The organism is Bradyrhizobium sp. (assembly GCF_035701725.1).
Taxonomy (GTDB): Bacteria; Pseudomonadota; Alphaproteobacteria; order Rhizobiales; family Xanthobacteraceae; genus Bradyrhizobium.
On record NZ_DASSRP010000041.1, the window covers coordinates 1 to 11,940 of the forward strand.

Consider the following 11,940-nt stretch of genomic DNA (forward strand, 5'->3'; position numbering starts at 1 on the left):
TGGCAGCTATTACGATCCTAAGCTAGCGAGTGTCTAAAAAGTCTGTGATGAGGCGGCAGAATTATTAGTCACCCTTCGATTCAATGAGATAAGCCTGATAGGCGCGCCTGATCCCGTCCTTCAGCGACGTCTTGGCCCGCCAGCCAAGTTGGGCAAGCCTGGAAACATCGAGCAATTTTCGCGGCGTTCCGTCGGGCTTGGAGGGATCGAAACTGATCGTGCCGGTATAGCCGACTGCGTCCGCGACCACGTGGGCGAATTCGGCAATGGTGATGTCCTCGCCGGTTCCGATGTTGACGAGCTCTTCGCCCGAATAGATCTTCATCAGATGGACGCAGGCGTCCGCGAGATCGTCGACATAGAGAAATTCGCGCCGCGGCGTTCCGGTGCCCCACACCACGACCTCGGGAGCCCCGGCAACCTTTGCTTCGTGAAAGCGGCGGATCAGCGCCGCGACAACGTGGCTGTATTCGGGATGATAATTGTCGCCGGGACCGTAGAGATTGGTCGGCATCACGCTGATGAAGTCGCTGCCGTACTGACTGCGATAGGCTTCCGCCATCTTGATGCCGGCGATCTTGGCAATTGCGTACGGTTCGTTGGTCTTTTCGAGCGGACCGGTCAGCATCGAATCCTCGCGCAGCGGCTGGGCCGCAAGCTTCGGATAGATGCAGGAGGAGCCCAGAAACATCAGTTTCTCCGCGCCACTCTGATGGGCGGCGTGGATCACGTTGGTGGCCTGGATCAGGTTGTCGTAGATGAATTCGGCACGCAGCGTGTTATTGGCGACGATGCCGCCGACCTTCGCTGCGGCAAAAAACACCGCCTGCGGGCGGTTTTTCTCGAACCAGTCGAACACCGCGGCCTGATTGCGCAGATCGACTTCGCTGCGCGGAACGGTGAGAAGATTGACGCCTTCGGAAGCGAGCCGGCGCACCAGCGCGCTGCCGACCATGCCGCGATGGCCGGCAACGAAGACGCGCTTGCCCTTCAGATCAAACGGCGTTCTTGCCATTGGCTATCTCGCGCCGGGCAATGTCGAGGTCGCCCGCCACCATCTGCTTGACCAGATCGGCGAAGCTCGTCTGCGCCTTCCAGCCGAGCTTTTTCTGCGCCTTGCTGGGATCGCCGATCAGAAGATCGACTTCGGTGGGACGGAAATACTGGGGATCGATGCGAACGATGGTGTTGCCGGATTTCCGGTCGATGCCGGTTTCTTCGACGCCCTTGCCGCGCCATTCGATCGAGCGGCCGACCTCCTTGAACGCCAGCTCGACGAATTCGCGCACCGAGCGGGTCTCGCCGGTGGCGAGCACGAAATCGTCTGGCGTATCTGCCTGAAGGATCCTGTGCATGCCTATGACATAATCTTTCGCATGGCCCCAGTCGCGCTTGGCGTCGAGATTGCCGAGATAAAGTGTTTTCTCAAGACCCGTCTCGATGCGGGCGACCGCGCGGGTGATCTTGCGGGTCACGAAGGTCTCGCCCCGGATCGGGCTCTCGTGGTTGAACAGGATACCGTTGGCGGCAAACATGCCGTAGGCCTCGCGGTAGTTCACCGTGATCCAGTAGCCGTAGAGCTTGGCGGCCGCGTAAGGCGAACGCGGATAGAACGGCGTGGTCTCCTTCTGCGGCACTTCCTGCACCAGGCCGTACAGTTCCGAGGTCGAGGCCTGGTAGAAGCGCGTTTCCTTTTCCATGCCGAGAATCCGGATCGCCTCCAAAAGGCGCAGCACGCCGATCGCGTCGGCGTTGGCGGTATATTCCGGGCTTTCGAACGAGACCGCGACGTGGCTCTGGGCGGCGAGATTGTAGATTTCGGTCGGCCGGATCTGTTGCACCAGGCGGATCAGGTTGGTCGAATCCGTCATGTCGCCGTAATGCATCAAGAACGGCACGTTTCCGGTGTGCGGATCCTCATAAAGGTGATCGACGCGGGCGGTATTGAAAGACGACGACCGGCGCTTGATGCCGTGCACCGTGTAGCCGAGGCCGAGGAGATATTCGGCAAGGTAGGTGCCATCCTGACCCGTCACACCCGTGATCAGCGCGACCTTATGCTTGGCATCTTGAACCGTCATTCGACCTCCTGCGGACCGGCAGCCATTACCATCCGTGTTATGCCAAGTCTAATGCAAAACAGGGTGGAAAATCAGGCCGATAGTCACGGTATCGTAGGATTCGGTTACTCCCCGTAACCCCGCAATCTTTCGAGGTCGAGGATGGTTACGCCGCCATATTCGAGGCGGAGCAGGCCCTCCTTTTCCAGCCGATTCAGGCACTGGTTGGCGTTCTGCCGCGAGATGCCTGACAACGCTCCGATTTCTTCCTGGGTGATCTCGAGGTGACGGCTCAGGTCGGGATACAGGATAGGGTTAAACAGCGAGGCGATCGAACGCGCCAGCCGCGCGGTGACGTCGAGCGTGCGGCCATATTCGACGAGACCGATGAACTGACCGAGCCGCTCGTTAAGCTGAACGACAAGAAAACGGTTAAAGGCGACGCTGTTCTCGTAGAGCCAGAAGAAGGTAGCCTGATCCATCAGCGCAATGCGGGTGTCCCGCAGCGCCACCATGTCATAGCGGCGTGCCTCCTTCTTCAGCATGGTGCCCTCACCGAACCAGGCCCCCGCAGTCAGGCCGGTAAAGGTCATCGCCTTGCCGCCACGCGACACCGTTCCCATCCGCACCAGGCCCGACACCACGCCGGTCCAATAGTCGAACCGATCCCCGCGCAAGAAAATGGACTCGCCCGGCCGGTACGACTTCTCGGTGATCCCGCCGCATGCGGCCTCGATCTCGCGCGCGGTGAGCTCACGCGACCAGATCGCAATTCTCCTGAGGTGATCCGCCGTGATCATCTTTCCGCCGACCGGCTTGACTCATGGTCCCCGTGCTGCATCGCAGCAGCCCGACGACATTTTACCGGCCAATTGTCGAATGCAAGACAGTCCGGGCACCGCCTTTAGCCTATGCAGGGGACCGAGTGCCTATTGCGACCGCCGGGCGCGGCGCCATGGGATGGCATCCGATGTGCCAGCGCGAATTGCCATTCGTCGCATGGCCTCACCGGCGGCGCCGATATAGGATCGTGTTGAAGTTTCAGGGATAACCAGCCAAGAGCGCGAAAAGCGCCAGAACAGTGGGGTGGATTTGACGTTCGCAAAACGCCTAGCCGCGGACGCTCAGTGCGAACGCCAAATCCAAAACTCCACTGTGGAAACATGTCATTGCTAGTGGTCCTTTGATTCTAGCATTCGCGAAGGTACCCGCTGAGAAGGGGTGCGAACGCTAGAATCGGACCACTAGGCGACCGGGAGGGACGATTGGACCATACGTTGGAGGTGCGCGGGGTTTCTTTGCGCTTTGGCGGCGTGCGCGCGCTGACCGACGTCAGTTTCGGCGTCAGAGCCGGCGAGCTGTTCTCGATTATCGGTCCTAACGGCGCCGGCAAGACCTCGATCGTCAACTGCATTTCCGGCCGCTACCGGCCAACCGAAGGCCAATTGTTCTACCGCGGCCAGGACATCACGGCGCTCAACCCGAACGCGCGGCCACGGCTCGGCATTGGACGTACTTTCCAGAATCTGGCGCTGTTCCACCACATGAGCGTGCTCGACAACATCATGGTCGGACGGCATCACCTGTTGAAGAACAACTTCATCACGGGATCGCTGTACTGGCTGACCGGCGCGCGGCGAGAAGAACTCGAACATCGCCACAAGGTCGAGGAGATCATTGACTTCCTCGATTTGCAGTCGGTGCGCAAGGCGACCGCGGGCACCCTGCCCTATGGCCTGCGCAAGCGCGTCGAACTCGCCCGCGCCATGGCGTTGGAGCCGCAACTCATTTTGCTCGACGAGCCGATGGCCGGCATGAACTTCGAAGAGAAGGAGGACATGGCGCGCTACATCGTCGACCTCAACGAAGAATTCGGCATGACGGTGATGATGATCGAGCACGACATGGGCGTGGTGATGGACATCTCCCATCGCGTGATGGTGCTGGATTTCGGCCGCAAGATCGCCGAAGGCGATCCGGCCGCGGTGCTTGCCGATCCCCACGTCAAGCGCGCTTATCTCGGCGAAGAAGATGAGGTGCTGGTCGATCCCGAGGAAACACCCATTCCTGCTGCTACGGAGACGGCGGCATGATGGATTACGCCGCCCGCGTGCGCGAGGCCGACACCTACCCCAAGCTCTTGCGGTTGAACGCGCGTGAGTTCGGCAAGGACATCGCGCTGCGCGAAAAGGACCTCGGCCTCTGGAAGCTCTTCACTTGGGAAGCATACCACGCCCGCGTGCGCGACTTCACGCTCGGCATGGTCGAGCTTGGCCTCAAGCGCGGCGACGTCATCGGCATCATCGGCGACAACCGGCCCGACTGGGTCGCGGCTGAAATCGCAACCCATGCGATTGGGGCCTTAAGCCTCGGGCTCTATCGCGACGTGCTGGATGAGGAAGCCGCCTATCTTCTCAATTACGGCGAGGCAAAGCTCGTCTTCGCCGAGGACGAAGAGCAGGTTGACAAGCTCTTGGGCCTCGCCGACCGCGCGCCCTCGCTGAAGCACATCGTCTATTCCGATCCGCGCGGAATGCGAAAATACTCGGATCCGCGCCTGATGTCCGCCGAGCAGCTCGTCGCGCGCGGCCGCGAGCGCGCCGCCCGCGAGCCCGGACTTTACGACTCTCTCGTCGACGCAACCCGCGGCGAAGATGTCGCGATCCTCTGCACCACCTCAGGCACGACCTCGCATCCCAAGCTGGCGATGCTCGCGGCGGGCCGCGTGCTCGCCCATTGCGCCATCTATCTCGCCTTCGATCCGAAGGGGCCGGAAGATGAATACGTCTCGGTGCTGCCGCTGCCCTGGATCATGGAGCAGGTCTACGTGCTCGGCAAAGGGCTGCTCTGCCGGATGAAGGTCAACTTCGTCGAAGAACCCGACACCATGATGAATGATTTCCGCGAGATCGCACCGACCTTCGTGCTGTGCGCACCGCGGGTCTGGGAATCGATGGCTGCCGATGTGCGCGCGCGGGTGATGGATGCCTCTCCGCTGAAGCAGATGCTCTACCAGCTCGGCATGAAGGCAGGCCTTGCCGCGCTGGCCAAGAACCGTCACTCGGTGGTGGCCGAACTTCTCCTGTTCCGCGCGTTGCGCGACCGGATGGGCTTCACCCGCCTGCGCTCGGCCGCGACCGGCGGCGCCGCGCTCGGCCCGGACACGTTCCGGTTCTTCCGCGCCATGGGCGTGCCCTTGCGCACGCTGTACGGCCAGACTGAGACGCTCGGCGCCTACACGCTTCATCCCGAAGATGCCGTCGATCCCGACACCACGGGCGTCGCCATGGCCGGCAGCATCGAAATCAGGATCGACAATCCCGACATCAATGGCGTCGGCGAGATCGTGATCCGCCATCCCAATATGTTCCTCGGCTACTACAAGAATCCCCAAGCGTCCGCCGCCGAAATCAGGGACGGTTGGCTGCAATCGGGCGACGCCGGTTACTTCAACGACCACAAGCAACTCGTCGTCATCGACCGCATCAAGGACCTGGCGGAGACATCGCGCGGCGAGCGCTTCTCGCCGCAATATCTCGAGAACAAGCTGAAATTCTCGCCCTATATCGCCGAAGCCGTGGTGCTGGGCTCGGGGCGAGATCACCTGGCGGCGATGCTGTGCATCCGCTTCTCGATCGTGTCGAAATGGGCGGAAAAGAACCGGATTGCGTTCACGACCTATACCGACCTGTCAGCACGGCCGGAGGTCTACGACCTCCTGCAAAAGGAGGTCGAGACCGTCAATGCGACGCTGCCGCCGGCACAGCGCATCTCCCGCTTCCTGCTGCTCTACAAGGAGCTCGATGCCGATGACGGCGAGCTGACGCGCACGCGCAAGGTCCGTCGCGGCGTGATCAACGACAAATACGCCGACATCATCGAGGCAATCTATGCCGGCCGAAGCGACATTCCTGTCGATACCGTGATCCGCTTCCAGGACGGCACCACCCAGCGCATCCGCACAACATTGAAGGTGATCGATCTGGCGAGCCACGCACCGCTTGCGGAGGCTGCGGAATGAAGCCCTCCCATCGCACCGATGCCCTTCACCTCGCCCCGCAAGCGGGGAAAGGCGAAGGAGAATAGCACAAAAGCCATGAACACCGCATTCCTGATCCAGCTCGTCGTCAACGGCCTCGTGGTCGGCACGCTCTATGGCGTGGTCGCGATGTCGTTCGTGCTGATCTACAAGGCGACGCAGGTGGTCAACTTCGCGCAAGGCGAACTGCTGCTGGTCGGCGCCTGGGTCTGCTGGGCGCTGCTCACCAAATACGCTGTACCGTTCTGGATCGGCATGCCGCTGACGCTGGTCTTCATGTTCGCGTTCGGCATTGCGATCCAGGTCGTGATCCTGCGGCCGATGATCGGCGAGCCGATTATCTCCGTGATCATGGTGACGATCGGCCTGTCGACCGTGCTCGATGCGTCGCTGAAATGGATCTTCGGCATCAATCCGCAGCCGTTTCCGCGCGTGTTCACCAGCGACGCGGTCAGTCTGTTCGGGCTGCAGATCCAGAGCGTCTACATCATGAGCCTTGCGGTCTCGCTCGCCATGATGATCGGCATGGCCTGGTTCTTCCGTGCTTCCAAATACGGACTTGCGATGCGCGCGACCGCCTTCAACCAGCAGGTGGCGCAATCGCTCGGCATTTCCGTCAAGAACGTATTTGCGATGGCCTGGGCGATCTCGGCCACCGTATCGGCCGTCGCCGGCGTCGTCGTCGCCGTCGTCAACGGCCTGTCGTTCGGCCTCTCCGCCTACGGCATCAAGGTCTTTCCGGCCGCGATCCTCGGCGGGCTGGATTCGATCGGCGGCGCTGTGCTCGGCGGCGTCATCATCGGGCTTCTGGAAAACGTCGCCCAATATGTCGACAGTGAATATCTGCACTGGGGCAATCTATACGAGATCGCGCCGTTCTATGCCCTGATCATCATTCTCATGATCAAGCCCTACGGCCTGTTCGGCACCAAAGACATCGAGCGAGTGTAGTAGGCATGATCGTCGAAAAGTGGAAACCGGTTTTCGCTCGCGACAAACGTGTGGCGCGTTTGCGCGGAGATCATGCCCAGATAAAAATGGGCGGGCCGATGGCTAAAATTGACGGACTTGGAAGGTAGAGGCCGATGGCAAGCCCTTCGCTCACTCCCTCCGGCGACTTCCGCACCTCCTATGCGGCGGACACCACGATTTTTCCCACCGTGACGAGCCGCAATTTTGCGATCGCCGGAATCATCGCGGCCTGCTTAGCGCCATACCTGCTCTCGACCTACTGGCTCTCGATCTCGATCCAGATCGGCATCTTCGCGATTGCGGCGCTCGGGCTCAACATCCTCGTCGGCTTCACCGGACAGATCTCGATCGGCCACGCGGCGTTCTTCCTGTTCGGCGCCTTCACCTCGGCCTATCTATCCAATAATTTTCCCATTCCGGTGTTCTTCGCCACTCCGCTCGCCGGCGTCGTCACCGCACTGGTCGGCTTGATCTTCGGCGTGCCGGCGGCGCGGCTGAAGGGCCTTTATCTCGTCATCGCCACCCTTGCGGCGCAATATATCCTGCTCGACTTCTTCTCCCGCGCCGAATGGTTCTCCGGCGGCTCGGTGCCAGCGAGCGCCAATCCGTTCTCGATATTCGGCTACACGCTGCGCGGCGACCGGCAATATTTCTATGTCGTGCTGGCCTATCTCGTGGTCTGCTTTCTGCTCGTCACCAACCTGATGCGCACGCGCGACGGCCGCGCGCTGGTTGCGATCCGCGACCACTATCTCTCCGCCGAGATCATGGGCATCAACCTGACGAAATACCGCACGCTGTCCTTCGGACTTGCGGCGTTCTTCGCCGGCATCGCCGGCGCGCTCTACGCGCATTACCAGCTCGTGATTTCGCAGGAAGGTTTCGGGATCGAACGCTCGATCCTGTTCCTGGCGATGATCATCATCGGCGGCACCGGCTCGATCATGGGCACCTTGATGGGCACGGCCTTCGTGGTGCTGCTGCCGGAATCGATGGAGTGGATCAGCACCAACCTGAAGGGATCAAGCATCGATCGGGCGCTCTCGCTCAACAACAACATAACCTTCCTGCGCGAAATCACTGTGGGACTGATCATCATCGGATTTCTGATGTTCGAACCCGACGGGCTCGCGCACCGCTGGCGGCAGATCAAGACCTACTGGAAACTTTACCCGTTCTCGCACTGACGGTGCGGGAGGGAGACTGGAACGACGCTTAACGAGAAACACCGGAGGAAAAATCCATGAACCTGAAATCATTATTCGGCACCGTCTCGCTCGCGGTAATGCTCGGCGGCGCGGCATCCGGCGCACAGGCGCAGATCGCGATCGGCCATCTCGAAGACCTCTCGGGCGGCACGTCCGACGTCGGCACGCCCTATGGACAGGGCGTCAAGGACACCTTCGCCTGGATCAACAAGAATGGCGGCGTCGGTGGCAAGCAGCTCAATGTCGACAGCAACGATTACGGCTATCAGGTGCCGCGCGCGATCGCGCTCTACAAGAAATGGTCGGCGCCGGACGGCAAGGTCGCGGCGATCATGGGCTGGGGCACCGCCGACACCGAGGCGCTGACCGGTTTTGTTGCGCAGGACAAGATACCGGATATGTCCGGATCCTACGCGGCGGCACTGACCGACCCCGAAGGCACCAGCGGCAAGGCCAAGGCGGCGCCCTACAACTTCTTTTACGGCCCGACCTATTCGGACGCGCTGCGCGCGATGCTGATGTGGGCGGCGGAGGACTGGAAAGCCAAGGGCAAAGCGGGCAAGCCGAAGTTCGTCCATATGGGCGCGAACCACCCCTACCCCAATGCGCCGAAGGCCGCCGGCGAAGCGCTTGCGACCGAACTCGGCTTCGAAGTGCTGCCGCCGCTGGTGTTTGCGCTTTCACCCGGCGACTACAGCGCGCAGTGCCTGAGCCTGAAGAGCGCCGGCGCCAACTACGCCTATCTTGGCAACACCGCGGCCTCCAATATCTCGGTGATGAAGGCCTGCAAGACCGCCGGCGTCGACGTCCAGTTTCTCGGCAACGTCTGGGGCATGGACGAGAATGGCGCCAAGACCGCCGGCGACGCTGCTGACGGCATCGTCTTCCCCTTGCGCACATCGGTTGCGTGGGGCGGCAATGCGCCGGGCATGAAGACCGTGATGGAAATCTCGAAGATGAGCGATCCGACCGGCAAGGTCTATCGACCGGTGCACTACATCGCGGCGGTGTGCTCGGCGATGTACATGAAGGAAGCGCTCGACTGGGCCGCGAAGAACGGCGGCACCACCGGCGAGAACGTCGCCAAGGGCTTCTATCAGAAGAAGGACTGGGTGCCGTCGGGCATGGATGGCGTCTGCAATCCCTCGACCTGGACCGACAAGGACCATCGCGGCACGATGAAGGTCGACCTCTACCGCGCCAGGATTTCCGGCGCGACCGACGGTGACATCAACGACGTGATGGCCAAGGGCACGATCAAGCTCGAGAAGGTCAAGACCGTCGAGCTGCCGCGCAAGGCCGATTGGTTTGGGTGGTGATCTCTTCTCCCTCCCCCGGCAAGGGGGAGGGCTGCGGTGGGGGTCACTCCCAAACGACGATACGACCCCCTCCCGTCCCGCCCATAAAGCGGGCTCGCCGACCTCCCCCTTTCAGGGGGAGGTGACCAAAATCCGAACAAGGTATTGCCAGTGCAATCCTCTCTTGCCACAGCGACTGACACGACTCCCGCCACCTCCCCCCTCCTCGCCGTGCGCAACATCGAGGTGGTCTATGACGACGTGATCCTGGTGCTGCGCGGGCTGAGCCTCGACGTCCCACAGGGATCGATCGTGGCGCTGCTCGGCGCCAACGGCGCCGGCAAGTCGACGACGCTGAAAGCGATCTCTGGCCTGCTCAAGACCGAAGACGGCGAAGTGACCCGCGGCGAGATCCTGTTCAATGGCGAACGCATCGATGGCATCGATCCCGAAAAGATCGTCCGCCGCGGCATCTTTCAGGTGATGGAAGGCCGCCGCATCGTCGCCGACATGACCTCGCTGGAGAACTTGCGGCTCGGCGCTTTCACCCGCAGCGACGGCGAGGTCGCCGCCGATATCGACATGGTGTTCAATTATTTTCCGCGCCTGAAAGAGCGCACCGGACTTGCCGGCTATCTATCCGGCGGCGAACAGCAGATGCTCGCAATCGGGCGCGCCCTGATGGCGCGGCCGAAGATGATCCTGATGGATGAGCCGTCAATGGGCCTGTCGCCGCTTCTGGTGAAGGAGGTCTTCGCGATCATCCAGGCGATCAACCGCGACCTCGGCGTAACCATCCTGCTGGTCGAGCAGAACGCCCGCGCGGCGCTCTCGGTCGCAAGCCACGGCTACATCATGGAGCAAGGCAAGGTGGTGCTCGACGGCACCGCCGACGAGTTGCGCGACAATGAGGATGTGAAGGAGTTTTATCTCGGCGGCGCCGGCGATCAGCGCAAGAGCTTCAAGAATTTGAAAAGCTTCAAACGGCGGAAGCGGTGGCTGTGAGCATGACCGACCACTACGACGTCCTCGAGATCCGCGCGCCATCGGCGCGCGAGGCCGATCTGTTCTCGCGCCTTCCCGAGATCCTGCGCAAGGCGATCGAAGCCCCCGGTTATGCCGAGCGGTTGCGCGGCATCGACCCGGCGCAGATCACCAGCCGCACCGCGCTGGCGGGGCTCCCGGTGCTGCGCAAATCCGATTTGCCCGCGCTCCACAAGGCCGCCTTGCCCTTCGGCGGCTTTGTCGGCAAGCCGTCAGGCGCCTTTGCGCGGCTCTATACTTCGCCGGGACCGATCTTCGAAGCGGAAGGCGCGCAGGCAGATCCCTGGCGTGGCGCCCGCGCGCTCCATGCCGCCGGCTTGCGGCCGGGCGACGTCGTGTTGAACACCTTCAGCTACCATTTGACGCCAGGCGGCTTCATCTTCGATACGGCTGCGCGCGCGCTCGGCTGCGCCGTCATTCCCGCCGGCCCCGGCAACACCGAGGCGCAGCTCGAACTGATCGAAGCCTATCATCCGGTCGGCTATTGCGGGACGCCGGACTTCTTGAAGATTCTGATCGATGCAGCCACCGCAGGCGACCGCGACATCTCCTCGATCAAGCGCGCGATCGTATCGGGCGCGGCGTTTCCGCCGTCACTGCAAAAGGAGATCAAATCGCACGGCATCGAGGCCTATCAGGCTTTCGGTACCGCCGATCTCGGCCTGATCGCCTATGAAACCACCGCGCGCGACGGCATGGTCGTGAACGAGGATATCATTTTCGAGATTGTCCGGCCGGGTACCGGCGATCCCGTCGCGGCCGGCGATGTCGGGGAGATCGTTGTCACCACGCTTGATGGCGATCATCCCTGGATCAGGCTCGCGATCGGCGATCTCACTGCCGCGCTGCCCGGTCAAAGCCCGTGCGGGCGCAGCAACCTACGCATCAAGGGATGGATGGGCCGCGCCGACCAGACGACAAAAGTGAAGGGCATGTTCGTTCGCCCCGAACAGATCGCCGAGATCGGCAAGCGTCACAGCGAACTCGGACGGCTGCGCCTCGTCGTCACGCGCGACAATGAGCAGGATGCGATGACGTTGAGGTGCGAATGCGCCTCACCTGCCGAGACGCTGCGCGAGGCCGTCGCCTCGACGCTGCGCGCGGTGACAAAGCTCGGCGGCAGCGTCGAGCTGGTATCGCCGGCAAGCCTGCCAAACGACGGCAAGGTGATTGCGGATGAGCGGGGCCCGACCTGAGTTTGCTGTCACCCGGTCCCTGTGCACTACCAAAGCGACCCCCTGTTACCCCTGTTATTTTGTTTTTCCTAAGCGACCGCGGGCGACCATTTCTATATCCAACTGAATTCACTGATAAATTTC

The 11,940-nt window shown here is 61.8% G+C and carries 10 protein-coding genes; 7 read left to right on the forward strand and 3 right to left on the reverse strand.

The features are described from left to right. Positions 1-64: 64 nt before the first annotated feature. The 3 genes from fcl to VFL62_RS02260 form a co-directional block, all read right to left on the reverse strand. Positions 65-1,015, reverse strand: a complete 951-nt coding sequence (gene fcl, locus VFL62_RS02250; RefSeq protein ID WP_325170753.1) for a GDP-L-fucose synthase — start codon at positions 1,013-1,015, stop codon at positions 65-67. Continuing rightward, on the reverse strand, positions 996-2,081 hold the full coding sequence (gene gmd / locus VFL62_RS02255) for a GDP-mannose 4,6-dehydratase (protein WP_325170754.1): 1,086 nt from the start codon (positions 2,079-2,081) through the stop codon (positions 996-998). The genes fcl and gmd overlap by 20 nt, the downstream gene beginning before the upstream one ends. A gap of 104 nt (positions 2,082-2,185) precedes the next feature. Then, positions 2,186-2,860 carry a Crp/Fnr family transcriptional regulator gene (locus tag VFL62_RS02260; protein ID WP_325170755.1) on the reverse strand — a complete coding sequence of 225 codons (675 nt, stop codon included), beginning with the start codon at positions 2,858-2,860 and terminating at the stop codon, positions 2,186-2,188. 465 nt (positions 2,861-3,325) lie between these two features. Between VFL62_RS02260 and VFL62_RS02265 the strand changes: the two genes are divergently transcribed. The 7 genes from VFL62_RS02265 to VFL62_RS02295 all read left to right on the forward strand — a co-directional run bounded on the left by VFL62_RS02265 (position 3,326) and on the right by VFL62_RS02295 (position 11,817). Continuing rightward, positions 3,326-4,153 carry an ABC transporter ATP-binding protein gene (locus VFL62_RS02265; RefSeq protein ID WP_325170756.1) on the forward strand — a complete coding sequence of 276 codons (828 nt, stop codon included), beginning with the start codon at positions 3,326-3,328 and terminating at the stop codon, positions 4,151-4,153. Further along, positions 4,150-6,081, forward strand: a complete 1,932-nt coding sequence (locus VFL62_RS02270; protein WP_325170757.1) for a long-chain fatty acid--CoA ligase — start codon at positions 4,150-4,152, stop codon at positions 6,079-6,081. Before VFL62_RS02265 ends, VFL62_RS02270 begins: the two co-directional genes overlap by 4 nt. A 75-nt stretch (positions 6,082-6,156) precedes the next feature. Continuing rightward, positions 6,157-7,050 carry a branched-chain amino acid ABC transporter permease gene (locus VFL62_RS02275; protein WP_325170758.1) on the forward strand — a complete coding sequence of 298 codons (894 nt, stop codon included), beginning with the start codon at positions 6,157-6,159 and terminating at the stop codon, positions 7,048-7,050. Positions 7,051-7,184: 134 nt separating this feature from the next. Beyond that, entirely contained in the window at positions 7,185-8,258 is a 1,074-nt protein-coding gene (locus VFL62_RS02280) for a branched-chain amino acid ABC transporter permease (protein WP_325170759.1), read from the forward strand. 56 nt (positions 8,259-8,314) lie between these two features. Continuing rightward, positions 8,315-9,598: an ABC transporter substrate-binding protein gene (locus VFL62_RS02285; RefSeq protein ID WP_325170760.1), complete on the forward strand. Its 1,284-nt coding sequence runs from the start codon at positions 8,315-8,317 to the stop codon at positions 9,596-9,598. A 150-nt stretch (positions 9,599-9,748) separates the two neighbouring features. Further along, positions 9,749-10,582 (forward strand): ABC transporter ATP-binding protein, encoded by an 834-nt coding sequence (locus VFL62_RS02290; RefSeq protein ID WP_325170761.1) that lies wholly within the window; start codon positions 9,749-9,751, stop codon positions 10,580-10,582. Between the two features lie 2 nt (positions 10,583-10,584). Further along, complete coding sequence (locus VFL62_RS02295) at positions 10,585-11,817, forward strand: phenylacetate--CoA ligase family protein (protein ID WP_325170762.1); 1,233 nt, start codon at positions 10,585-10,587, stop codon at positions 11,815-11,817. Positions 11,818-11,940: the final 123 nt, after the last annotated feature.

Excerpts from the sequence above, each read along its gene's own strand:
- VFL62_RS02280 (WP_325170759.1), top strand. The coding sequence starts at position 7,185 with ATGGCAAGCCCTTCGCTCACTCCCTCCGGCGACTTCCGCACCTCCTAT.
- gmd (WP_325170754.1), bottom strand. The coding sequence starts at position 2,081 with ATGACGGTTCAAGATGCCAAGCATAAGGTCGCGCTGATCACGGGTGTG.
- VFL62_RS02260 (WP_325170755.1), bottom strand. The coding sequence starts at position 2,860 with ATGATCACGGCGGATCACCTCAGGAGAATTGCGATCTGGTCGCGTGAG.
- fcl (WP_325170753.1), bottom strand. The coding sequence starts at position 1,015 with ATGGCAAGAACGCCGTTTGATCTGAAGGGCAAGCGCGTCTTCGTTGCC.
- VFL62_RS02275 (WP_325170758.1), top strand. The coding sequence starts at position 6,157 with ATGAACACCGCATTCCTGATCCAGCTCGTCGTCAACGGCCTCGTGGTC.
- VFL62_RS02285 (WP_325170760.1), top strand. The coding sequence starts at position 8,315 with ATGAACCTGAAATCATTATTCGGCACCGTCTCGCTCGCGGTAATGCTC.
- VFL62_RS02295 (WP_325170762.1), top strand. The coding sequence starts at position 10,585 with ATGACCGACCACTACGACGTCCTCGAGATCCGCGCGCCATCGGCGCGC.
- VFL62_RS02270 (WP_325170757.1), top strand. The coding sequence starts at position 4,150 with ATGATGGATTACGCCGCCCGCGTGCGCGAGGCCGACACCTACCCCAAG.